Here is a 20,819-nt window from a genome sequence, read left to right on the forward strand (position 1 = left end):
CTCAGGCTCCCTTCCCGGGTACCAGCTCGAGGTAGAGCGTGGTGACGACGAAGTTGACGAAGAACAGCAGCAGGAAGGTGACGACCACCGACTGGTTGACCGACTCCCCCACGCCCTTGGGGCCAGGGCGGGTGTTGAGGCCGCGGTACGCCGCGACGACGCCGGCCAGGAAGCCGAAGATGACCGCCTTGAGCTCGCCCACGACGAGGTCCGGGAGCTGTGCGAGGGCGGTGAAGCTGGCGAGGTACGCGCCCGGCGTACCGCCCTGGACGATGACGTTGAAGAAGTAGCCGCCGAGGACGCCGACCACGGAGACCAGGCCGTTGAGCAGCACCGCGGCGACCACGCAGGCCAGCACCCGCGGCACGACCAGGCGCTGGACCGGGTCGACGCCGATCACCCGCATCGCGTCGATCTCGTCGCGGATGGTCCGCGAGCCGAGGTCCGCGCAGATGGCGGCACCTCCGGCTCCCGCGATCACCAGCGTGGTCACGATCGGCGCCGCCTGCTGCACGACGGCGAGCACCGAGGCCGCGCCGGTGAAGGACTGGGCGCCGACCTGGACGGTCAGGGTGCCGAGCTGCAGCGCGATCACCGCACCGAAGGGGATCGCGATCAGCATCGCCGGGATCCACGAGACGCTGGTGACGAACCAGAACTGGTCGAGCGCCTCGCGCGCGGCGAAGGGTCGGCGGAGAGCGGCCCGGATGGTGTCGAGGCCCAGCGCGAAGAAGGCTCCGGTCTGGTCGAGCGCGCGGGTCAGTGGATCGGGGCGGACGACGGCAGGGGGTCGGTCCGCCTCCTCGTCGTCGGCGACGTACAGACTCGCCTCGCCGCTCGCCACCCGGCGGGCGTGCCGCTCGGTGGCGGGACGCGGCAGGCCGCTGGCGGGCAGCAGCTGGCGCGGCAGCACCTCGATCGCCCGGGCACCGGCCCGCACCATCGTGGGCGCGCCGGACGGCCCGTCCACCGGGTAGCCGTAGTCGTCGAGCAGCGGCGCGGTGCTGGAGTGGTCGACCTCCTCGCTCATCCCGATCGGGCCCACCGGGTCGCCCGCCATGAACTGCGAGACCACCGGGTGATCGGTCAGCAGGAACTGCTCGCGCGGGCCGTACATCACCAGCTGGCGGCGGTAGAGCATCCCGAGGTTGTCGGGCAGGGTGCGCGCCAGCTCGATGTTGTGGGTGACCACCAGCATGGTCGCGTCGGTCTGCGCGTTGACGTCGAGCAGCAGCTGGGCGAGGTTGGCGGTCCGGACCGGGTCGAGGCCGGAGTCCGGCTCGTCGCACAGGATGATCTCCGGCTCGGTGACCAGCGAGCGCGCCAGGCCGGCGCGCTTGCGCATGCCGCCGGAGATCTCGCCCGGCAGCTTGTGCTCCTGGCCGAGCAGGCCGACCATGTCGAGCTTCTGCATGGCGATCTCGCGCACCTGCGTCTCGCTCTTGCGGGTGTGGGCACGCAGGGGGAACGCGACGTTGTCGTAGACGCTCATCGAGCCGAACAGCGCGCCGTCCTGGAACAGCACGCCGAACTTCTTGCGCAGCTCCAGGCGGTGGGACTCCTTGGCCGTCACCATGTCGACCCCGTTGACCAGGCAGCGTCCGGACTCGGGCTTGAGCAGGCCCATGAGGGACTTGAGGAAGACCGACTTGCCCGTCCCGGACGGGCCGAGCAGCGCGGTGATCTCTCCCGGCTCCAGGGTGAGCGTCACGTCGCTCCAGATGTTCTGGGACCCGAAGCTCTTGGTGAGTCCGGTGACCTCAACGGTGCCGCCCATGGCGGGCCTCCTGCCTGTCGGTGCGCTGTTCGTGGGGAGTCATGACTGCTCGGGGATGGGGGTCGTGGTGGTCGGCTCGTCGGTCGGCTCCTCGGTCGGCTCCTCGGACGGCTCCTCGGACGGCTCCTCGGTCGGCTCCTCGGACGGCTCCTCGGACGGCTCCTCGGACGGCTCCTCGGACGGCTCCTCGGACGGCTCCTCGGACGGCTCCTCGGACGGCTCGGTGATTGGGGTCGGCTCCGGCTCGGGCGGGCGGCTGGTCGGCGAGGGCGTGGCGAGCGCGTCGAGCGGCGCCCGCAGCCGAGCCTGGGCGCAGGTGCAGTCCTCGGGCAGCACCGGCAGCGGCGAGGGCAGCGGGATCACCGGGACCTCGGTGCCCTGGCGCGTGTAGCGATGGGCGATCCGCAGCACGGTGCGGACGAACCCCGGCGCGTGGTGGTAGGCCGCCAGGGCGGTCCGTAGCCCGCGCCGGGTGCTCAGGTCCTGGCCGGCGCACAGCTGGACGGCCGCGGCCAGCGCGGCGTCGTCGAGGTCTCGCGGGTCGCGGATCCCGTCGGCATCGGCGTCGACCGCCACCCGGGTCCACGTGGTCGGCAACAGCCCGAGCGGACCGACCGGCGCGTCCCAGCGCAGCTCGCCGTCGAGGGCACCCCCATCGGTGTCCGCGACGACGCCGCGACCACCCCGGCCGTCGAGCGGCTTCCCGACGCTGGGCCCGCGACCATGATCCGACTCGATCCGGCCGATCGCGGCCAGCACCGTCCAGTCCAGGCCGCAGTCGTCCGCCGACTCCAGGACCGCGGCCGCCCGCTGGTAGGCGGCCACCGCCTCAGCCGGGATGGAGCCGAGGGACCCCGGGAAGTCGCTCGCCGCGCCGACCCGCTGCCGACGCTCGTCGTGGACCGCGTCCACCACGACCGCCGGCACCCGCTCGGACCGCTCCGCCACCGTCGACAGGGCCCGCCGCTCGAGCGGCGCGGTGTCGACCGGGCGCTGGCCGGAGGTGACGGCCGAGACGCCACCCCCGACCAGCCCGGCGACCGCCAGGAGGACACCGACGACGACCAGGGCCACCTCACGCGGTGAACGCATCCTCCGCGCCTTCGCCGTTGGCGTCATCGTCGTACCCTCCCGTCGGTCGCAGCGCCGTCAGCGCTTGACCTTGACCTTCGCCTTGGCGGACGCGGGCAGGTAGTGGGCGTCCCCGGCGTAGGTGACGGTGCCCTTCCACTTGCCCTTCGCCAGCTTGGGCAGCTTGACCTTGGCCTTGCCGCCGCTGACGGTGGCCGTGATCGTCTTGGTCTTCTTGCCCTTCTTCAGGGTCACCGTGACCGTGCCGGTCGCGCCGGCGAGACCGGCCGGTGCCGCGACCGTGACGATCGCCTTGCCCTTCTTCTTCGACGTCGGCGCCTTCTTGAGCTTCCACGTGGGTGCGCCGGCACCTGCCTTGACCACCGAGTAGGTCGTCGAGCCGCTCGACGCGGTGACCTCGCCGCTGCCGGCGTACGACGCCGCCAGGGTGTACTGCCCCGGCGCCAAGGTCGACGGCAGCGCGACCGTCGCAGTCCCCCCGCTGAGCTGCGCGCTGCCCACCGGTGCTCCGTTGGCGCTCAGCGTGACCGCGCCCGTCGCGACAGCCCCGCCGTCGGCACTGACGGTGACCGTGGCCGTGCCGCCGGCGCCGTAGGTCCCGCCCGTGGCGGTCACGGCGAGCGTCGAGGACACCACATCAGCCGCCACCGGCCCGATCGGGGCGGAGACCGACTCCACGCTCTCCTCGCCCTTGGTGGCAGTGGAACGAAAGGTGATCGTCTTCCCGATCTCCTCGTCGGTGAGCTCCAGGGTCTCCTCCGTCGCCTCGTCGATCTCCTCGCCGTCGGCCAGCCACTGGTTGGTCACCGTCGGGCCGCCGGAGAAGGTGGCCGGGGTGCCGGTGAGGGTCTCGCCGGACTTGGCGGTGCCAGTGGCGGCGGCACCGACGACCGTCCGCACGTCGGTGACGATGACCAGTGCCTTCTCGGTACCGATGCTGAACTGGGCGATCGACGCTCCGGTCAGCTCGGCAGGGACGCCGGCCGCGAGCATGGTGGAGGTGCCGCTGACGCTACCCCAGAAGTAGAACCCGCCGTCGGCGGTGAGTGCGCCGTCGGTGCTTCCGCCGCCGTGGGCGATCGCCACCACGTCCTTGCCGGCCAGCGCGGCCGGCGGGGCGAAGCTAGTGGTCGACTGCTGGCCCCAGGAGACGACCGTGCCGTCGCTGAGCAGCGCGAGGCCGCCGGTGGCGCGGGCGGCGACGTCGACAACGTCGAGATCGTCGGTGGTGTCGGTAAGCACGGGGGGCAGGTCGAGCTGGCCCTGGATGGGACGACCCCACGCCTGGACCGTGCCGTCGTCGAGCAGCACGAAGCCCGCATTGCCGCTGAGGTCGACCTTGACCGCGCCGGTCACGTCCGGGGCGTTGAGCTGGCCGTAGTTCAGCGGGTCCACGCCCCACACGACAAGCTGACCGTCGGCGGTGACGGCGGCCGCGAACTGCGCGGCCAGTGACACCGACACGGCGTTGTCGAGGTCGTCGGGCACATAGGACGGTCCGCCCTCCAGCGCGGACTCCGGCCAGACGACCACCCGGCCGTCGTCGGTGACCGCCGCCGCACTGGAGCCCGAGGTTGCCATGTCGACCGAGGTCACGGTCGCCTCACGCACCGTGTCGGGCACCTGCTCGACCAGCCCGCTGACCGAAGCGCCGATCGGCACCACCTCGCCGCCGGCGGTCAGCGCCAGACTGAAGTAGTTGCCGCTGGCCACCACTTGGCTGAACGCGGCGTCCTGGTAGTCGTCGGGCACCGTCCAGCCCGGGGCGGTCCCCTCCCCGCCCCAGCCGACGATGCGTCCTGCGTCCTGGACCGGGACGGCGGGCGCCTCCGGGGCGGCCGTTGCCGGGGCAAGTGCCCCCAGCGCGAGCAGCCCGGTGAGCGCTGTCGCTGTGGTGTTGAATCTGCGGGCCACGGTGGCTCCTCATCTCGTCGAGTACGTCGGATCTCAGTCAAGAGCGCTGTGATCGCCGCTGTGGCGTCGTCGTCGACGTTCGGGCGATCGGACCTCGGATTTTGTGACCGCGGTGCCAAATGGCCTGCGATCAGTGCGGGTAGTCCGGCACAGGCGGCATCCGGAGCGGATCGCAGTTGGCCGCCTCCGGCGTGGCCGCGCCGGGCGGCGGTGGCCCGGGTGTCAGGTAGAGCGGCGGCAGATAGTTGAAGCACTGGATGCCACTCTGGTAGGCGGTGACGCCGGCAGGGCCGGCGACGGCGGCGGTGAGCAGAGGCGAGAGGTCGTCTCCGCTCGCGGTCGTGCAGCCGACGAAGGCGGGCAGATCGAGCTCGCCGTGGAGCACGCCCCCGTTGGCGCCGTTGTAGTGGCCGGTCTCCCAGGCGCGCTGGGAGTCGATGCCGTAGGCGTCCGCCTCGACGTCCCACCACCCCTTTCCGTCGAGCCGCACGGCGACGGGCCGCGCTCCGCGGCAGTCGGAGCCGAGACCGACGTCCTGCCCGTCGACTCGCAGGCTGGTCACCTGGACCGCGAGCTGCCCCTCCGCAAAGCCGTCCGTGACATGAACCAGTCCGGGCGGCAGGTCGGGCGAGACCGGCTGCGGGTCTCGGTAGGCCTGCAGCTCCAGCTGCGAGGTCAGCGGCACCGGCAGCCCGGCCTCGTCGCGCAGCTGGGCGAGCGCGAAGGTCGCCTCCACCGGGATCGCTCCGAAGGCCACCGTGCGCACGCGCACCGGGAACAGATGACCGTAGTTGTCAGGCGACCCCGGCGGGGATACGAAGTTGAGCCGGATCTCCTGACGCGTGAATCCGCGCATCTCCGGAGGCGTCGGCATCACCACCGTCGCCGAGTCGACCGCGACGGCCTGGAAGGGAAGCCGGATCGCCTGGCGAGCGCGCGCGACCTCGGTCATCGTGGTCACCGCTGCGCCGTACCAGTTGGACGTGACCCGGGCCCTGCCGGGCAGGCCGGGATAGGGCCCCACGTCGGCCGCGCTGCCGGCGATGGACATGCCGCCGACCAGGGTCAGCGCGAGCAGGCTCGCGCGCACGGCCCTGCGCCGGGGAACTCTGACCAGGACACGCCTCCACATGACAGGCACCCTGACACGGTCCGACCCGGCCCGCGGAGCATGCTGCCCGCCGTCTGCCGTCGGCGGCCTCGATTGTCATCTGGTTGATAACGACCGGCTCGATTCGACGCGGATCGGGCTCTTCGCCGTGGACAGGACACCTGCGGTTGCGGCGTGCTGGTCCCGGCTCCCGCCCGGGAGGCACACCTCACAAAGAACAAGGAGTTTCCCATGAAGCACCTCAAGAAGCTGTCCGTCGTCGCGGCCGCCGGCATCGTGAGCATCGCCGGACCCGCTTTCGCGGCAGGGCCCTACGACATCGCCGTCGGCGGCAGCACCACGCCCGGAAACCATGACTTCACGGCCACGGCGGCGAACCCGCTGTTCGAGGTCCAGAACCAGGACACCGGCGGCGTGCTCGAGATGACGTGCGACACGGTCGACGCCGACGGCTATGTCACCACCGGAACCGGACTCAGCGGCGCGCAGGCGGCGACCATCACCGACACCGAGTGGAACGACTGCACCGCGTTCAATACGTTCGACGTGATCGTCGCGCCGACCAACCCGTGGTATGTCAACGCCACCGGCGCCGCGACCGCCGGCGTCGACACCCACCTCGACGGCAACGTCTCCAATGTCGTCGCCGACGTGACCCTGGTCGGCCTCGGCTGCAGCTTCCGGGTCACCACGCTCGCCGAGGGCTACCTCAACGAGACGGTCGATGGCGCCGGCAAGCAGCACCTGGTCATCAACGAGACCGGATTCGATGGGCACTTGGTCGTCTCCAATGCCACCTCCGGCTGCGGTGTGCTGATCCAGGACGGCGACAACGCCAACTTCACGGCGGACTTCGCCATGAGCGTCACCGGCGGCGCGGTCAACATCTCCTGACGAACCGTCCATGGAGTGGGGTGGCGGACCCACCGGACCGCCACCCCACTCCAGTCTGATCTCCTCCCCTTCGAAAGGACCGTCATGAAGACCCATCGACTCACCCGGCTGCCCAGTCTCGCCGGCCTGGCCCTCACCGCGATCGTCGCGCTCCTGCTCAGCCTGACCCCGACGGCAGCCCACGCCGCGCCCAACCTCGATGTGCAGTACGACGTCACCGGCTCGACCCACATCGCGAGCACCGACTCCGACATCGCGCTCGGACCCAGCACCCTCACCGCCAACCTCGACCTCGCCGACGGCAGCTTCATCGGAAGCATGCCGCTGCCGGGAACCCGGACCAAGTTCGAGCTGTTCGGCTTCCTGCCGGTGACGGCCGACGTCGCCTTCGAGGAGACCGCGCCACTGACCGGTCAGATCACCGGTCTCAACACGCCGTCGTCTGCCGTCCACGCAGTCGCCACATACTACGTGCGACTGTCGAACATCAAGATCGGCGGATTCCCCACCTTCACCGGGTCGCACTGCCGGACCGAGCAGCCGGTGAGCATCGCCGTCGACACTCCCGCCGGCGAGAGCTTCCCCCTCATCCTCGGTGGCCGCGTCGCTGGGGAGTACAGCATCGGGGACTTCCAGGACTGCGGCCTGAACACCTGGCTGATCAACACGATCATCCCGGGCTCCGGCAACAGCGTCGAGCTCCAGGTGGAGAACCTGCGGATCCTCTGACACCGCTCGCCCCGGTTCCCTGTGCCCGTCCGGCCGTCGCCCGGACGGGCACAGGCGCGTCGACCGGGCTCAGCGATGGCCTGGCCCCGCGAGCCAGAGATCCAGTGCGGTGATGACCAGCGAGGTCTGTTCGTGGTCTACGAGGCGGTCGCCGAACAGCGCCCTCATCCGCCGGATGCGATAGCGGACGGTCTGCGGATGGACCCTGAGCACCTCCGCCAGGCGCGACATCGGCTCCCTGGTCGTCAGCCAGAGCAGGAAGGTCTCGGCGAACACCCGCTGGTCGCGATCGGCGAGGCTGGCCAGCGGGCCCAGCACCCCGTCCACGAACACCTCGCGCAGCGGCTGGTCCGCGTGACGCCACAGCTGCGCGACATGGTCGGCACAGTCGATGACCGTGCCGACGGCATCCAGGCTGTCCCTGTAGTGCAACGAGAGCGCTCGGCGGGCCCAACGGTAGGCATGACGCGCCTCGGCGGGAGCGACCGGCCAGCTGACCGCCACGAGCGTGACCTCCGTCGCCCGCTCCAGCTGTCGTCGTAGCGCGGGCGCGACCGTCTCGCAGGCGATCACGACATGGCGATGACCCTCGGGCTCGATGAGGACGGCCGGCTCCAGGCTCCTGGTGTCGAAGCCCGGCTCACCCTCGACCACGAGGACGACCAGCCGACGGGGCAGCGCCCAGTCGGCAGCGGCAGCCAACTCGGCCAGGGTCTCCTCCGCACTACCACGCAGGAGCGCCCGGGCCAGGATGCTCCGTGTGTTGCGGCTGTGGCGCCGCGCGTCGAGGAAGCCGACCTCCGCCTGGCTGCTCAGATGGCGCAGGTAGCCCATGATCGACGGCCCGAACGGCACCACGCCCGCGGCCGGCACCCCGGCCTTCTCCGCCACGTCCACGACCATGGCCGAGACGTCCGCAGCCGCGACCTGCAGGGCGGAGAGCATCGCCGCGATGTGCCGTCCTTCGACCATGGTCCCGGTTCCCAGTCGCCGGAACAGCAAGTCGACCTCGGCATGCTGGCGGGTGTTCCCCCGGACCAGCTCCAAGAAGTCCGTGACGGCTCGGTCGACGGCATCGCGGATCAGGGCATGACGTCGACCCCGTGCTGGACCGGCATAGTCCAGCACCTCCTGCTGGATGCGCATCGCGACTCGGTCGACCAGCACCGGTTGCCAGGGCGCCAGTAGGTCGACGGCCACCGACGGGATGCTCCCGGCTCGGCCGTCGAGACCGCACGGCAGGGCATCACCTCCGCGTCGCCCGCGACTGCCCCGTCCCGGCGACTCGCCCGCGTCTCCAGGCTGCTCAGCAACCAAGGCTCCTCCGATGGCCGAACCGATGCGTGTTCCATCCGCCGGATCGATCCAGCCACAGCAGCGGTCGCCGTGTCGCACTAACGACGGCGCAACGCCCAGAGGCTCGGCAGAGTTGTCACCGGGGTGACAACCCGAGGCCGCTCAGCGACCTTCGGTGACGTCGGGCGGCACGGGCGGGAGCAGGTCGCCGAGAGTGACGTCCAGGGCCTGGCACAGCGCGATCAGGTTGCGCAGAGTGGGGTTGGCCGGCGTGCCCGGCTTCGACTCGCCCTTCTCGTACTTGAAGTAGGTGAAGTCGGAGATGCCGGCTCGCTGGGCCACTGCCTCCTGACTGAGGCCGAGCGCGGTCCTGGCCCGCTTGAGGTTGTGCCCGATCTCCCGGGCATAGGTCGGCCAGTCGCGCGAGGGGCTCTGTCGGGGCACCGATTCACCATCAGCGTATGGGAATCCGAGAGTGGTCACACTCGTATGGGGATCTGCTCACGGGTCGCGGAAGACCGCCGAACGCACCGAGACTTGTCACCCGGATGACAACTCACGCGAGGTCCGCTCGATCAACGCCCCTGGGTGACGTCCGGCGGACCGACGGGCAGCAGGTCGCCCACCTCGACCTCGAGTGCCTGACTGAGAGCGATCAGCGTCAACAGCTCCGGATTGAGCGGCGAACCCGGCCTGGACTCGCCCTTCTCGAAGCGCTGATAGGTGTTCGGCTCGATCCCCGCCCGGAGGGCGACCTGCCGTTGACTGACGCCGAGCGCGGCACGAGCGCGCTTCAGATTGTGGCCGACCTCGCGGGCGTACGCCGTCCAGGCAGGCGGAGGGACGAGACGTGGCACGCCCCCACCCTGGCCGCAGGGGAGGCACAAGATGTCCATACTGGTATGGGAATACAGGTATGCCCCTCGGCGCCTGTGGACAAACCGGCCCACCGACACCCTCCGTGTCGACACCTCTACCTACTGTCGATTCCGAACGACACCCACGCGACATTCGAAAGGCGCCTGATGGACAACCCGCGACCCACGTGGCTACTCGAGCCGTGCCCTGCGTGGTGCGTTCGCGAGCACGAGGAGGACGACCACCCCGAGGATCGCTACCACGCCAGCGAGGCGGCGTACGTGCCGGTGATCGCCGCGACGGACGACACCATCCCCGCCGCGGCCTCAGCCGCCGGCATAGACCTCATCGTCCATGTCAGTCGCCAGCTCGACGACCTCACCGACTGGGTCACCATCCAACCGGCGCTGAGCCGGCTGCCGCGGCTCGCTCTCACCCGCGAGTCCGCCCAGGTCCTCGTCCATGCGCTCCGAGCGCAGCTGGCGCTCGGAGCCGACGACTGAGCGCTGGGCGACGGCGCCCCCGAGCACCCGAAACCGAACCGCGAGCCCTGGTGATGCGTCACCAAGGGTTGAGCGACCACACCTCCAGGAGACACACTGTGGCCAGGGACACACCTGCACGCGGCAGCCCGGCGCGCGGAGAGAAGAGGTGGGACGCCGTGACCGACACCGCCGTTCCGGCCACCTCCCCCACCCCGGACCCGCCGCTCTCCCTGCCGGAGGCGATCAGGCTGCCCTTGGCGAAGGTGCGCCAACGACTGCCGCGGATCTCACAGCGGATCGCGGACGAGATCCGGGCGACCGTGCCGGACCTCGCCCACGGGGAACGGCGCCGCCAGCTGATCTTCACCGCGGTCAACAGCGCCGCGTCGTACTTCCTCGACCTCGCCATGGCCGAGGAGGTGTCCCCGACCGCACTCAACGACCTGTACCGCAAGATGGGCTACCGGGAGGCGGGTGTGGGCGGCGACACCGGTGCCGTCACCAGCGCGGTGCGGATCGCGGCGCGCGCCTGCTGGGACGAGATCCGGGTCGCCACGGCCGATGCGGGCGTCTCGCCGTACGCCCTGGCTGATCTCAAGGATGCACTGGACACCTTCGTGGCGCACCTGATCGCGCAGGTGCGCCACGGGCACAACGCCGGCACCCGCGCCCGCGAGCAGGACCAGGGCCTGGCCCGGCGCCGCCTCTGCGACGCGCTGCTCGCCGGCAGCGATCCCAGCGACGTCGAAGCCCAGGCCGCGGTCGCCCACTGGCCGCTTCCCGAACGTGTCGTCGTGAGCTCCTTCGAGCCGACCGCGGACGTCGCGATCGCCCCGGAGCGGTTGCCCGGACCGGCGCTGTGCCGGGTCACGCCCGACCTGGTCACCCTCATCACACCCCAGGACGCCACCGACGACGCACTCGACGCCGTCCGCACTCAGGCCCCCGACGCCCGCATCGCCGTGTGCTGGCCGGTCGTCCCTCGAGACGCGCCGGCAGCGCACCGCTGGACCCAGCGCGCCCTGGCACTGGTCGGCAAGGGCGTCATCCCGGCGCGGCCCGTGATCGACTGCGGCGCGCACCGCACCGAGATCTGGCTCCATGCCGAGCCGGTGATGCGCCGCCAGCTCGCACAGGACCTCCTCCAGCCGCTCTTCGCCGAGACCCCCAACTCCCGCGAGATCCTCTCCGAGACACTGCTGGTCTGGCTCGAGTCGCGCGACTCCGCGCCCGCGATCGCCGCCCGGCTCGGCGTCCACCCCCAGACCGTCCGCTACCGGTGGCGTCGGATCAACGAGCTCTTCGGCGACGACCTGCACGACCCCGGTGTGGTCACGCAGCTGTTCCTCGTCCTCAAGGCCAGCGTGCCGCTGTGGATCGCTGGCGACCAGACCGACTTCGAGCGGTTCCAGTCCCTGCAGGCCGCCGACAGCGGTGTGCCGGATGCCTGACCTCAGTACCTCGGTGGCGATCGCCGTCCTCCTCGTCCTGATCGGTCCCGTCATCGCCCTGCTGGCACCGCTCCCCGCCTGGACCGCCCGGGCCCGCAGCGAACGGGCCGGCGTCGTTCTCGCTGCCCCGGCGTCGATCCGCCGGGCGCCACGGGTCGACACCCTGCTCCTCGACCGCTGGGGCACGGTCACGACCGGCGAGCTGCGGGTCAGCTCGGTCGACCCCATCGACGTCGACCACGACCGCGACCTGCGCTGGTTCGCCGGTGCCCTGGAGCACGCCGCCCCCGATCCGATCGGACGGGCGATCGCGCGGCTGTCGGCGCGCGGCAAGCTGGCCGGGGTCGTCCACGAGCCGGGCCTCGGCATCCGCGGCTCGGTCGACCGGCACCCGGTCCGGGTGGGGCGGCCCGACTGGGTCGGCATGCCGGACCGGCCCGGCCTCGGCACGACGGTCGCCGTCGAGCTCGACCACCGGCCCATCGGCTACCTCACCGTCGGCGACGAAGTCCGCCCCCACGCCGCCGAGGCCGTCGCCGCCCTCGCCCGCGACGGCATCGCCGCCGTTCTCGTCTCCGACGACAGCGAACTCAACACCGAGCACCTCGCACGGACCTGTGGGATCGAGGAGTGGCATGCGGAGACCGCGCCCGAGAAGCGGAGCCGACTGGTCGTCGAACTGCAGGAGCAGGGTCGCACAGTCGCCGTCGCTGCGCGTCGCGATGCCGACGACAACGCCCTGGCCGCGGCCGATCTCGCCCTCAGCAACACCGCCGACGGCCTGGTGGCGATAGCGCTCACTGACCTCGACGTCACGCGCGTCCACCACGCCCTGCGGCTCGCACGATCCACGGCCACCACCGGCCCCCGGCTGCGCCTGGTCGCCGGCAGCGGAGGCCTGCTCGGCGCCGCCCTCGCCCTGCTCGGCGTCCTGCCGGCCGCCGCGGCCGCCGGGTACGCCGTCGCCCACGCAGCGCTGATGGTCGCCGTCCTCCTCCGGATCCGTGCCTGACCGGACCCTCGGGCCGTGCCGTGCCGACCGGCTTGTCCACAGGGTGCGCCGGGCCGGTGGCACCGGACGTCGCACGGTGAGGCAATGCACACTGGAGAGGTGGAACTGGTGAACGACCCGCAGGTCTGGACGCTGATCGGCGTCTTCAGCGCGGTCATGTTCGCCGCGCTGGGCGTCTCGACGCGCTACACCGTCTCGATGCTGCGCGCCGAGCTGCGGGCGAGCCATGAGTCTCTCGGCAACCGGATCGCCGCGCTCGACCACAAGATCGACGGCCTCGACGCCAGGACCGACGCCAAGACCGACCGACTTGCCGAGGTCATGGGCGTCCGGCTCGACGCCATCGACCACCGCCTCGGCGTCGTCGAGGACGACCTCCGGATCGTCAAGGCGCATCTCCTGCGCCACCCCGCCGCCTGACGGGCCGCTCGTCGCCGCCCGCCGCCCGCCGGCGCTCCTCACCGGGGACGTCAGGCATCCTCCAGCAGGCCCTCTCGCTGGGCGGCGGCCACGATCCGTCGTACGTTGTCGATCGAGCCGCATCCGTCGTCGATCAGCTCGTTGCGCCGCTTGGCCCACTTGCCGCCGAGGTCCCAGCGCACCTTGGTCGAGACCTCGGTGCGGGCCGGCTCGAGGATGCTCAGCTCCTCCTCCGCAATGTGGTGGGCGACCAGGTTGCTCAGCTCCTCGACCGCGTCGGAGAACGCCTGGGTGTCGGTCCCCTTGAGCTCGAGCAGCGCCAGCAGGGCGTCATTGCCCTCGGCATGCTCCTCTCGGCCGTGCTCGACGTCGTGCGCGTCGATGTCGGACGCCGCCTTGCGCAGCACCGGGTAGACGATCTGCTCCTCCGCCTCACCGTGCGCGACGAGCACGTCGGCGAAGGCGCGGCGAACGGCGTCGCGGTCGGCGGTACCGAGGCGCAGCTGGGAGAGCAGCTGCTCGAACCGACGGTGGTCGTCGCTGATCAGGTCGATGACGTCGCCCGACGTGGGGCGGCCCAGGTCGATTCCGGAGGTCATGACGCGGGCAGTACCCGCAGCCCCTCGAGGTATCCATGCACGAGCGAGACCGCCGACGCGCCCTCGCCGCTGGCCGACGCGACCCGCTTCATCGACCCCGAGCGGATGTCGCCGGCCGCGAAGACGCCGGGCACGCAGGTGCCGAGGTTCTCGGGCGGGAGGCCGTCGACCCAGCACTCGGTGGGAACGTCGCGGCCGGTCAGCACGAAGCCATGCTCGTCACGTCGTACGTCGGCCGGCAGCCAGTCGCAGTGGGGTGCGGCGCCGATCAGCAAGAACAGACCGCCGGCGCCGACGCGCTCCTCCTCGCGGGTGCGCACGTCGCACAGCCGCAGCCAGCCGAGCTGGCCGCTGTCGTCGGGGCCGCCGTCGATGATCTCCGTGCAGGGCCGTACCTCGATCCGCGGATTCCACGCGATCTCGTCGATGAGGTACGTCGACATGGTCGCCGCCAGATCGTCGCGACGGATCAGGATGGTGACCGAGCGCGCGAACCGGGCGAGGTGGACGGCGGCCTGCCCGGCGGAGTTCCCGCCGCCGACGACGTACACGTCGCGGTCCTCCATCTCGCGGGCGGCGGTCATCGCGGCGCCGTAGTTGACACCCGCGCCGACCAGCTCCTCCAGCGGCTCGATGCCGAGACGGCGGTAGGCGACGCCGGCCGCGACGAGCACCGAGCGGGCGCGGACCTCACCGCCCTCGGTGACCAGGGTGTGCGGCGCACCGGCGGCGCCGGGTCGCAGCTCGATGACCGGCCATCCGGTGAAGAACCGGGCGCCGAACCTGATCGCCTGGACGCGGGCGCGCTGGCCGAGGCGCTGACCCGAGACGCCCCGCGGGAAGCCGAGATAGTTGCGGATCATCGAGCTGGTCCCGGCCTGGCCACCGATCACCTCGGACTCGATCACCACGGTGGACAGGCCCTCGGAGGCGCCGTACACCGCCGCGGCGAGACCGGCCGGACCGGCGCCGACGACCGCGAGGTCGACCACGGTGTCGACCTCGACGTCGGAGGGACGGCCGTAGATCATCGCGCCGAGCTCGCGGGTGGAGGTCGGCATCAGCACCGGGCGGTCGGCGAGGACACCGGAGGTCAGGTGGACCAGTGGGTACGACGGCGGCCCGTCCAGCCGCGCCAACGCCTCCCGCCCCTGCGGACTGTCGGGCAGGTAGCTGCGGTGCGGCATGCCCTGCCGGTCGAGGAAGTCCCGGACGGCCAGCGCCAGCGGCAGGCCCTCGGGGGCGATGATCCGCACCGAGTCGACCTCGGCGGTGGCGACCGTCGCGCCCCAGTCGCTGAGCATCTCGGTCACCGCGTAGTGGAACTCCTCGTCACGGCGACCCTGCGGGAGCACCAGGTAGGTGTCGAACTTGCCCTTCTGCAGGTAGGGCCGCAGCGACGCGCTCTCCTCGCCGAACCGGCTGATCGGGATCACGACGAGCCGCCGCGCGGTCGGCACGAGCGCGCGCCAGTCGTGCATCGCCATCAGCATCTGCTCGTCGGGAAGCTGGGACTCGGTCACGATCAGCGCGACCTGCTGCCCGCCACGGCGGGCAGCCTCGAGGACGGCGTTCGCCTCGGCGGCGCTCCCGACCGCGCGGACGTCGTACTCGCGCTGGTAGCGGTGGAACTGCTCGGCGAGGACGTCGAGGTGGTCGCCGGAGACGAGCAGGATGACGGGGTCGGTCACGGGTCCAGTCTGACGGCTGTGGAAAGTGCCCCGCCAGTGTCGGGGCCTCGGCGCATGATCGGCGAATGGAAAGGTTCTCAGCCCTCGACGGCACGTACCGTGGAACACCAACGCCGTCACCCGGTGGCTGGGGCTGAACGGCGAGCTGTGCATGATCAGCGCCGTCACCGTGTTCGAGACCGAACGCGGCATCCGACTCCTCGAGCGTCGCGACGTCAAGCAGGCGACGGTGCTGCGCTGGTGGTTCGAGCATCAGGCGCTCCCGGACTTCGCCCGGAGCGGGTGCCGAGTGATCGACCCGTACGACGGGCCGGACCTAGATGACCAGGTTGAGCCCCATCACGAACACCAGCCCACACACCGACAGCAGCGTCTCCATCGCCGACCAGGTCTTGAGGGTCTGTCCGACGCTCATCCCGAAGTACTCCTTGACCAGCCAGAAGCCCGCGTCGTTGACGTGCGAGAAGAACACCGACCCGGCGCCGATGGCGAGCACCATCAGCGACACCTCGCCGCTGGAGAGCTGGGCGGTCAGCGGAGCGAGCAGGCCGGACGCGGTGACCGTGGCAACGGTCGCGGAGCCGGTGGCGAGCCGGATCAGGACCGCGACGAACCAGGCCAGCACGAGCACGGAGATGTTGGAGTCGGCGACCCGCTCGGCCACGATCGTGCCGATGCCGGTGTCGACCAGCGACTGCTTGAAGCCACCGCCGGCGGAGACGATGAGCAGGATGCCGGCCACACCGGGCAGGGAGGACTCCAGCGACTTCGAGACGCCGTCGCGCCCCATCCGGCCGCCGAGCGTGAACATCCCGACCACCACCGCGATGGCGAGGGCGATGAGCGGGGTGCCCAGCACGTCGAGGGTACGACGCAACGGGTCGGTCGCGTCGTCGATGAAGATGTCCGCCAGCGCCTTGCCCATCATGAGCGCCACGGGCAGCAGGACCGACGCGATGGTGGTGGCGAACGACGGCCGTTCGGCGGCGTTCTCGTCCGGCCGGCCCTCGAAGCGGTCGGGGACACGAACCTCGACGTACCGGCCGACGAGGCCGAAGACCGGCCCGGCGATGATCACGGTCGGGATCGCGACGGCGACGCCGAGAGCGAGGGTGGTGCCGAGGTCGGCGCCGAGGTAGTCGATGGCGGTGAGCGGACCGGGGTGCGGCGGGACCAGGCCGTGCATGGCCGACAGACCGGCGAGGGCAGGGATGCCGATGGTGACCAGTGACTGGCCGGAGCGGCGGGCGACCAGGTAGATGACCGGCATCAGCAGCACCAGGCCGATCTCGAAGAACATCGGCAGGCCGATGATCGCGCCGACCACGGCCATCGCCCACGGCAGCGCGCGGGGGGAGGCGTGACCGATGATCGTGTCGACGATCTGGTCGGCGCCGCCGCTGTCGGCGAGCAGCTTGCCGAACATCGCGCCGAGGGCGATCAGGATGCCGACGCCGGCGGCCGTCGTACCGAATCCGTTGGTATAGCTGGCGATCGCGGTCTCGACGTCGACGCCGGCGACCACGCCGACGGTCAATGCACCACCGGTGAGCGCGAGGAAGGGGTGGACCTTCGCGGCGATGATGAGCACGACGATGACGCCGATGCCGAGCAGGGCGGCCAGGACCAGGCGGCCCTCGGAGGCCACCGGCTCGACGAGGTCGGTGCCGGCGGCGATGAGCGGGACGGACATGGGAACTCCTCAGGCCTGGCCGTCGGACCGGGCGGACCGGGCGACGTACTCCTGGACGATGGCGTCGACGGACTGGTCGACGTCGATGACGAGGCCGGCCTCGTCGGGACCGAGCGGCTCGAGCGTGTCGAACTGCGAGTCCAGCAACGAGGCCGGCATGAAGTGGCCAGGACGGCTGGCCTGGCGCCGCGCGATGACCTCGCGGCTGCCGTGCAGGTGGACGAACGCGACCCGCGGCGTGTGCGCGCGGAGCCGGTCGCGGTAGGCCACCTTGAGCGCCGAGCAGCTGATCACGCCGCCCCGCCCGTCGCGCTCGTCGAGCCATCGGCCGATGGCCTCCAGCCAGGGGATCCGGTCGTCGTCGTCGAGCGCGATGCCGGCGGTCATCTTGGCGATATTGGCCGGCGGGTGGAAGTCGTCGGCGTCGGCGAACGGGACGCCGAGCCGCTGTGCGAGCGCGGCGCCCACGGTCGACTTGCCCGACCCGGAGACTCCCATGACGACGAGGAGCGCGGTCGGCCTACCGTCGGTGCGGGTGCTGCTCATGGAACCTCCCGAAGATGTGCTGGCCGTCACAGTCTGCAACCATTAATCTGCTTTTAACAAGATCCTTCCCGAAATAAATCTGATTTCTACTGGAGGTGGGCCGTGGCCGCGCTGCATGACGACGTCCTCGACGCCCTCGGGCGCCGGATCGTCAGCGGAGATCTCGCCGCCGGCATGGTGCTGACGCTCGACCACATCGACACCGAGTACGACGTCAGCCGCTCCGTGTCGCGCGAGGCGGTCCGGGTGCTGGCGTCGATGGGCATGGTCGCCTCACGCCGCCGGGTCGGCCTGACCGTGCAGCCCCGCGCAGGATGGCAGGTCTTCGACCCGCGCCTGATCCGCTGGCGGCTCGACTCCGAGGACCGGGCCGCCCAGCTGCGCTCCCTGGGTGAGCTGCGCAGCGGGTTCGAGCCGGTCGCGGCCGGGCTGGCCGCCGTACGCGCGACGCCGGAGCAGTGCGGCGCGCTCACCGCGGCGGTCGGCGACATGGTGGTGCATGGCCGGGCCGGGGACCTCGAGGCGTTCCTGGCCGCCGACATCGTCTTCCACCGGGTGCTGCTCGAGGCCTCCGGCAACGAGATGCTGGCCGCACTGGACGGGGTGGTCGCCGAGGTGCTGTCCGGGCGGACCCACCACCACCTGATGCCGACCAGGCCCAAGGCCGAGGCGATCGACCTGCACGTCGAGGTCGCCCGCGCGGTCCGCGCGGGCGATGCGGTCGCGGCCCGGGCGGCAATGGAGACGATCATCGCGGAGGCGACCGACGCGGTCGTCGCGGACGCGGCGCCCTCGACTATCCTCGGGAGCGATGGAGAACACGCCTGACCTCGCGAAGCTGATCACCCACCTGCAGGGCGAGGAGTACGACGTCTCCGAGCCGCTGCCCGGCGTCCTCCACGTCAAGGGCCGGTTCTCGAACCCCGAGCGGATCGCACTGCGCGCCGCCGCCGACGCGGGCGACGTCGCGCTCGCGGTGTGGGCGACCAGCCACCACGACGACTGGGCGCTGGTCGCCTGGGACCGTCCCGAGCTGGTGACCATCACCCAGAAGGGCGCGACCCCGCAGCGGTGGCGGCACCGCCGGCCGCCGGCCACCTTGCGCCCGGACGCGCAGACCTTCCTCGAGGGCGCCTCGTCGCCGTTCGACATCGTGACCCGGCCCAAGCACCAGCCGACCGACGCGGCCCGCGAGGTGCTCGCCCGGTTCGGCATCACCGACCCGCCGCCCCCAGGCTGGGTGCCGCCGGTCGTCGAGGCGCCGCCGGTGCCCACCGTCCGCGAGAGCCGGGTCCCGGCCGCCACCGAGAAGGCTCCCCGCGCTCCGCGCGCGACCAAGCCGAAGCCGCCCGCCAAGCCGGCGAGGGCGGAGCCGGTGGTCGCGGTGTGCCCCACGTGCTTCATGGCGCTGCCGGCCACGGGCGTGTGCGACAACTGCGGCTGAGGAGATCCGCGATCCTCGCCCTGCTGGTCCTGCTCGCCACCGCCGCCAACCGGACCCGGTCGACACAGCTGCTCGCCTGGGGCGAGGATTGATCCCGTGACCGAGGCCGGCGGACTTCCCGAGCGCAACGTGCTGGGCGAGCCGCTCCAGCCCTGCGGCACCGACCCGATGACCGGCTTCTACCGCGACGGCACCTGCTCGTGCGGTCCCCAGGACGTCGGCCTGCACTCCGTGTGCGCGGTGATGACCGAGGAGTTCCTCGCCCACCAGCGCTCGGTCGGCAACGACTTGTCGACCCCGCGCCCCGAGTGGCGGTTCCCCGGCCTGCAGCCGGGTGACCGGTGGTGCGTGGTCGCCGGACGCTGGCTCCAGGCGCACGTCGACGGGGCAGCCGCTCCGGTGGTGCTGGCCTCGACCAACGAGCGCACGCTCGGGCTGATCCCGCTCGAGGTGCTGCGCGGGTACGCCGTCGACGTACCCGACGATCTGAGCGGATTGGTCTGAGCGGTTCCTCTCGCGCCTGGTGGCTACTGTCGGACCGTGGAGCTGCTCGAGAACGGACCCGAGATCGGCGACCCCCTGACGCCCTACCTCGCGGTCGACCGGTCACGACCACGCCACGAGTGCTGGGTCACCGGCCACATGGTGGCGGGCCTGGACGGGACCGCCGCCAGATCGGGCCGGGTGGGCGCGATGTCGACCGACGCGGACCAGGCACTCTTCCGCCGGATGCGGCAGATCGCCGACGTGGTGCTGGTGGGCGCGGAGACGGTCCGGCGGGAAGGGTACGGACCTGCTCGACTGACCGAGGAGGCCCGGCGGGCGCGGACTCGGCAGGGGCTGTCGCCCACTCCCCCGGTCGCGGTGGTCAGCCGATCACTCGACCTGGACTGGGACGCGAGCGTGTTCACAGATGCACCCGAGGACGCCCGCACCTACGTCGTCACCTGCTCGGCCGCCTCTCCCGCGCGGCTCGCCCACGCCGACCGGGTCGCCAGGGTCGTGGTCGCCGGCGACGAGCGCGTCGATCCGGTCACGGCGCTGCGCACACTGGCGTCGCTCGGCCACCGGGTCGTGCTGTGTGAGGGCGGCCCGACCTGGCTGGGTGAGCTGGTCGCGGCCGACCGGCTCGACGAGCTGCTGTTGTCGGTGTCGCCGGTGATCGGCGGCGACCCGCTGCCCGTCTGCGTGAACCCGCCCGGTGCCGCGATCAGCCGGTACCGGCTCCGGTGGGTGATGACGGAGGCCGATGCGCTGTTCCTGAGATACGAGCGCACCGGAGGTGCCGATGAGTGAGGATCCCTTCAGCCGGCTGATGGCGTCCACCGACCCCGCGCTGGTCGTGGTCACGACCGCGGCGCAGGGCCAACGGGCCGGCTGTCTGGTCGGCTTCCACAGCCAGTCCAGCATCACGCCGGAGCACTACTGCGTGTGGCTGTCCAAGGCGAACCACACCTACCGCGTCGCCCTGCGCGCTCACCGGTTCGGCGTCCACTTCCTCACCGCCGGCGACCTTGCGGTCGCGGAGCGGTTCGGGACTCGCAGCGGCACAGACGCGGACAAGTTCATCGATCTCGAGGTCGATGAACACGGCGGCGTCCCCCTCCTGCGCTCGTGCCCGAACCGGATCCTCGTCGAGCGGATCACCCTGCTCGACGACGGCGGTGACCATGTCTGTCTCACCGCGCGCGTCGTCGGCAGTTGGACGGCCGGAGCGTTCCACCCGCTGCGCGTCTCCGACGCCGACGGCCTCGAGCCCGGGCACGACAGCAACGAGCGCTCCATCCGTCCGTGATCGCCCCGGGGC

The 20,819-nt window shown here is 71.4% G+C and carries 22 protein-coding genes; 11 read left to right on the top strand and 11 right to left on the bottom strand.

Translation table 11 applies throughout. From position 1 onward, the window contains the following. Window position 1: 1 nt before the first annotated feature. From ACUP6Y_RS18430 to ACUP6Y_RS18445, 4 genes are all read right to left on the bottom strand, one after another. The gene (locus tag ACUP6Y_RS18430) at window positions 2-1,777 is read right to left on the bottom strand and encodes an ABC transporter permease (RefSeq protein ID WP_462552303.1); all 1,776 of its coding nucleotides are present in this window, start codon (window positions 1,775-1,777) and stop codon (window positions 2-4) included. A gap of 39 nt (window positions 1,778-1,816) precedes the next feature. Continuing rightward, window positions 1,817-2,869, bottom strand: a complete 1,053-nt coding sequence (locus ACUP6Y_RS18435) for a lysozyme family protein (protein ID WP_462552304.1) — start codon at window positions 2,867-2,869, stop codon at window positions 1,817-1,819. A gap of 57 nt (window positions 2,870-2,926) precedes the next feature. Beyond that, complete coding sequence (locus ACUP6Y_RS18440) at window positions 2,927-4,783, bottom strand: Ig-like domain repeat protein (protein WP_462552305.1); 1,857 nt, start codon at window positions 4,781-4,783, stop codon at window positions 2,927-2,929. 130 nt (window positions 4,784-4,913) lie between these two features. Further along, entirely contained in the window at window positions 4,914-5,915 is a 1,002-nt protein-coding gene (locus ACUP6Y_RS18445) for a hypothetical protein (protein ID WP_462552306.1), read from the bottom strand. 210 nt (window positions 5,916-6,125) lie between these two features. On the opposite strand from ACUP6Y_RS18445, the gene ACUP6Y_RS18450 reads away from it, so the two are divergent. Together ACUP6Y_RS18450 and ACUP6Y_RS18455 are read left to right on the top strand one after the other, a co-directional pair. Next, a complete protein-coding gene (locus ACUP6Y_RS18450) occupies window positions 6,126-6,788 on the top strand; it encodes a hypothetical protein (protein ID WP_462552307.1) in 663 nt (220 codons plus the stop codon). 84 nt (window positions 6,789-6,872) lie between these two features. Beyond that, entirely contained in the window at window positions 6,873-7,517 is a 645-nt protein-coding gene (locus tag ACUP6Y_RS18455; protein WP_462552308.1) for a hypothetical protein, read from the top strand. 69 nt (window positions 7,518-7,586) lie between these two features. Here ACUP6Y_RS18455 and ACUP6Y_RS18460 read toward each other — a convergent pair whose 3' ends face one another. The 3 genes from ACUP6Y_RS18460 to ACUP6Y_RS18470 form a co-directional block, all read right to left on the bottom strand. Continuing rightward, window positions 7,587-8,717, bottom strand: coding sequence for a helix-turn-helix domain-containing protein (locus tag ACUP6Y_RS18460; RefSeq protein ID WP_462552309.1), 1,131 nt, complete (start codon window positions 8,715-8,717; stop codon window positions 7,587-7,589). Between the two features lie 258 nt (window positions 8,718-8,975). Continuing rightward, window positions 8,976-9,257, bottom strand: a complete 282-nt coding sequence (locus ACUP6Y_RS18465) for a helix-turn-helix domain-containing protein (protein WP_462552310.1) — start codon at window positions 9,255-9,257, stop codon at window positions 8,976-8,978. Window positions 9,258-9,388: 131 nt separating this feature from the next. Then, a complete protein-coding gene (locus tag ACUP6Y_RS18470) occupies window positions 9,389-9,670 on the bottom strand; it encodes a helix-turn-helix domain-containing protein (protein WP_462552311.1) in 282 nt (93 codons plus the stop codon). A gap of 168 nt (window positions 9,671-9,838) precedes the next feature. On the opposite strand from ACUP6Y_RS18470, the gene ACUP6Y_RS18475 reads away from it, so the two are divergent. From ACUP6Y_RS18475 to ACUP6Y_RS18490, 4 genes are all read left to right on the top strand, one after another. Beyond that, window positions 9,839-10,174: a DUF6907 domain-containing protein gene (locus ACUP6Y_RS18475; protein ID WP_462552312.1), complete on the top strand. Its 336-nt coding sequence runs from the start codon at window positions 9,839-9,841 to the stop codon at window positions 10,172-10,174. A 158-nt stretch (window positions 10,175-10,332) separates the two neighbouring features. Next, window positions 10,333-11,607: a PucR family transcriptional regulator gene (locus ACUP6Y_RS18480; RefSeq protein WP_462552313.1), complete on the top strand. Its 1,275-nt coding sequence runs from the start codon at window positions 10,333-10,335 to the stop codon at window positions 11,605-11,607. Further along, window positions 11,600-12,619 (top strand): HAD family hydrolase, encoded by a 1,020-nt coding sequence (locus ACUP6Y_RS18485; protein ID WP_462552314.1) that lies wholly within the window; start codon window positions 11,600-11,602, stop codon window positions 12,617-12,619. Before ACUP6Y_RS18480 ends, ACUP6Y_RS18485 begins: the two co-directional genes overlap by 8 nt. Before the next feature lie 99 nt (window positions 12,620-12,718). Further along, window positions 12,719-13,039 carry a hypothetical protein gene (locus tag ACUP6Y_RS18490; RefSeq protein ID WP_462552315.1) on the top strand — a complete coding sequence of 107 codons (321 nt, stop codon included), beginning with the start codon at window positions 12,719-12,721 and terminating at the stop codon, window positions 13,037-13,039. A 50-nt stretch (window positions 13,040-13,089) separates the two neighbouring features. Here ACUP6Y_RS18490 and ACUP6Y_RS18495 read toward each other — a convergent pair whose 3' ends face one another. The 4 genes from ACUP6Y_RS18495 to ACUP6Y_RS18510 all read right to left on the bottom strand — a co-directional run bounded on the left by ACUP6Y_RS18495 (window position 13,090) and on the right by ACUP6Y_RS18510 (window position 17,568). Beyond that, the gene (locus ACUP6Y_RS18495) at window positions 13,090-13,638 is read right to left on the bottom strand and encodes a hemerythrin domain-containing protein (protein ID WP_462552316.1); all 549 of its coding nucleotides are present in this window, start codon (window positions 13,636-13,638) and stop codon (window positions 13,090-13,092) included. Further along, window positions 13,635-15,329: an NAD(P)/FAD-dependent oxidoreductase gene (locus tag ACUP6Y_RS18500; protein ID WP_462552317.1), complete on the bottom strand. Its 1,695-nt coding sequence runs from the start codon at window positions 15,327-15,329 to the stop codon at window positions 13,635-13,637. The genes ACUP6Y_RS18495 and ACUP6Y_RS18500 overlap by 4 nt, the downstream gene beginning before the upstream one ends. A gap of 316 nt (window positions 15,330-15,645) precedes the next feature. Continuing rightward, window positions 15,646-17,022: a GntP family permease gene (locus ACUP6Y_RS18505; RefSeq protein ID WP_462552318.1), complete on the bottom strand. Its 1,377-nt coding sequence runs from the start codon at window positions 17,020-17,022 to the stop codon at window positions 15,646-15,648. A 9-nt stretch (window positions 17,023-17,031) separates the two neighbouring features. Beyond that, entirely contained in the window at window positions 17,032-17,568 is a 537-nt protein-coding gene (locus ACUP6Y_RS18510) for a gluconokinase (RefSeq protein ID WP_462552319.1), read from the bottom strand. Between the two features lie 102 nt (window positions 17,569-17,670). On the opposite strand from ACUP6Y_RS18510, the gene ACUP6Y_RS18515 reads away from it, so the two are divergent. The 5 genes from ACUP6Y_RS18515 (at window position 17,671) to ACUP6Y_RS18535 (ending at window position 20,807) form a co-directional block, all read left to right on the top strand. Next, window positions 17,671-18,396, top strand: a complete 726-nt coding sequence (locus ACUP6Y_RS18515) for a FadR/GntR family transcriptional regulator (RefSeq protein ID WP_462552320.1) — start codon at window positions 17,671-17,673, stop codon at window positions 18,394-18,396. Then, window positions 18,380-19,012 (top strand): hypothetical protein, encoded by a 633-nt coding sequence (locus ACUP6Y_RS18520; protein WP_462552321.1) that lies wholly within the window; start codon window positions 18,380-18,382, stop codon window positions 19,010-19,012. The genes ACUP6Y_RS18515 and ACUP6Y_RS18520 overlap by 17 nt, the downstream gene beginning before the upstream one ends. 96 nt (window positions 19,013-19,108) lie before the next feature. Further along, complete coding sequence (locus ACUP6Y_RS18525) at window positions 19,109-19,516, top strand: DUF2237 family protein (protein ID WP_462552322.1); 408 nt, start codon at window positions 19,109-19,111, stop codon at window positions 19,514-19,516. Between the two features lie 36 nt (window positions 19,517-19,552). Further along, on the top strand, window positions 19,553-20,308 hold the full coding sequence (locus ACUP6Y_RS18530) for a dihydrofolate reductase family protein (RefSeq protein ID WP_462552323.1): 756 nt from the start codon (window positions 19,553-19,555) through the stop codon (window positions 20,306-20,308). After that, on the top strand, window positions 20,301-20,807 hold the full coding sequence (locus ACUP6Y_RS18535) for a flavin reductase family protein (protein WP_462552324.1): 507 nt from the start codon (window positions 20,301-20,303) through the stop codon (window positions 20,805-20,807). The genes ACUP6Y_RS18530 and ACUP6Y_RS18535 overlap by 8 nt, the downstream gene beginning before the upstream one ends. The last annotated feature ends 12 nt before the right edge of the window (window positions 20,808-20,819 follow it).

This window comes from Nocardioides sp. S5-5, assembly GCF_054954065.1.